Raw genomic sequence first — 1,811 nt, 5'->3', positions numbered from 1 at the left:
GCCTCGCGTCCGAGTGCCCGGCTTTCGGCTGCGCCTTCGCCGACGTGCTCACCGATGTGCAGAACGCCCTGGTGGCCCTGGTGCGCCGAGCGCAGCGCGACAGCGATTTTCCGGCGTACTCGCCGAGCCTCGTCGCCCACCTGCTGATGACGGTGATCTACGGGCTGCTGCACGCGCCCGCCCAGAGCGGCGCGTGTGAGGGGACTCCCGTGGTGGAGCCGCTCTGGCGGCTCCTCTTCACGGCGTTGTCCGCCCATCAGGTGTCGGTGGCGGGACTCGGAGAAGACGATGCCGTTTCGGGTGCGTAAAAAATACCTTCGAGAAGGAATTTACTGCCATGCTGCGAGCAGTGCACGTGGAGCCGACTGGGCACGCTCCTGCGGGGCAGGAGCGGCGACACTTTGGAGGAAGTGGATGAGCGTGCTTGACGAGTGGGCGGGCCAACGCGCCCCGGTGGGGGCCGGTCCTGGCTACGACATGCCGGACGCGGTGACCGACGCCGTCCATCGCGCGGTGTCCGACGCGCAGGATGTCGACGACTTCGACATGAGGCATCTCCGGTATTTCCTCACAGTGGTACGCAGCGGGACCGTATCGGCTGCCGCCCAACAACTCCGCATCTCGCAACCGAGCCTCAGTCAGCAAATACGCCGACTGGAAAAGCGCGTGGGAGCCGCGCTGTTCATCCGTAGTTCGCGCGGGGTTGAACTCACGGCTGGCGGCCGGGCTTTCCTCCGGGAAATCCAGGGAATTCCCGGCCAGCTGCGCTCGGCCATCGCGGCCGTGTCCCCCGCCCCGCAGGTCTGGTCCGTAGGCGTCTGCGGCGGGGTCCCCGCCGACGTGCTCATCGAAGTGCAGAGCGGGCTGCCCGGCGGCGGTCCGCAGGGCGGGTGCGACCCCGGGGTGCGGCTGCGGATGCGCTCGGTCCCAGTGGCCGACCAGGACGACCTGCTGAGGAGGGGAGAACTCTCCTTCGGCATCGTGCGCATGCCGATCCTCTCGCCGCACCTGGTTGCCGCCGTGGTCTGGGACGAACCGCTCGGCGTCGTCATGGCGCGGGAGCACACGCTCGCCGCACGTACGGAACCGACCTGGAGCGACCTCGCGCGCCAGCGCCTGCTCTGGTACGACGAGGGATGCGCGCCCGGGTTCGCGGACACGGTCCCCGCCCATCTGGCGCGGTTGGGCTGGAATTCGGTGCTCCACCCGGTCGACCAGGACCAGCACGCCCTGTTCCTGCACGCGCTGCAGACGACCTCCGACCTGGTGGCGCTGCGACCCCGCCGTGCCGTGGAGCGGGAGCCGCATCTGGTGTGGCGACCGCTTCCCACCAGCAGGCCGCCGCGCGAGCGTCTCGCGGTGACCGCGGCCGGCGACAGCCACGCGGCGCGCGTGCTCCAGCAGGTGGCCGGCGAGAGGGGCTGGGGGTTCTTCGCCGAATAGCTTTGCCAAACCACTCCGCCAACGGCTCCGTCAGCCATTCGTCAACACCCAACGGCCGGAACGCGGGTCGCGGCGGACCGGTGCGCGGGGTCAGGCGCGGTGCGTCAGGAGAGGAGTGGCCACGTGCGGCATACGCACGGACGAGGGTCGTGGCGGACGTTCCGGTGACGCGGCCGGGGGTCGTGGCGGACGTCCCGGTGACGCGGCGAGGTGCCGTAGTCGCCGTCGCCCGCTCGCCAGGAACGAGGGACCGCCTCCAGTCGGCGTGCGCCCCGGGGCCGACCACGCCCAGACGGGCGGCCGGGGGCTGCTGCTCGTTAAGGAGATCACCGCCGAGGCGGGCGGCACCTGCGACGTGGAGCACACCG

At 70.7% G+C, this 1,811-nt stretch carries 2 protein-coding genes and 1 pseudogene; all 3 read left to right on the top strand.

Translation table 11 applies throughout. From position 1 onward, the window contains the following. Positions 1-308, top strand: a 308-nt coding sequence (locus ACWD3D_RS36600; protein ID WP_451464961.1) for a hypothetical protein, incomplete at its 5' end; no start/stop codon positions are given. A 106-nt stretch (positions 309-414) separates the two neighbouring features. Continuing rightward, the gene (locus ACWD3D_RS36595; protein WP_451464960.1) at positions 415-1,443 is read left to right on the top strand and encodes a LysR family transcriptional regulator; all 1,029 of its coding nucleotides are present in this window, start codon (positions 415-417) and stop codon (positions 1,441-1,443) included. 280 nt (positions 1,444-1,723) lie between these two features. After that, a pseudogene (locus tag ACWD3D_RS36590) lies at positions 1,724-1,811 on the top strand (ATP-binding protein); the annotation flags it as partial.

The sequence above is a fragment of the Streptomyces sp. NPDC002690 genome, assembly GCF_053592415.1.
Note: the sequence above shows the minus strand (reverse complement) of the source record. Positions and strands in the feature narration are given on the sequence as shown.

What these genes read in the sequence shown, in the direction of transcription:
- ACWD3D_RS36595 (WP_451464960.1), top strand. Translation starts at nt 415, where the DNA reads ATGAGCGTGCTTGACGAGTGGGCGGGCCAACGCGCCCCGGTGGGGGCC.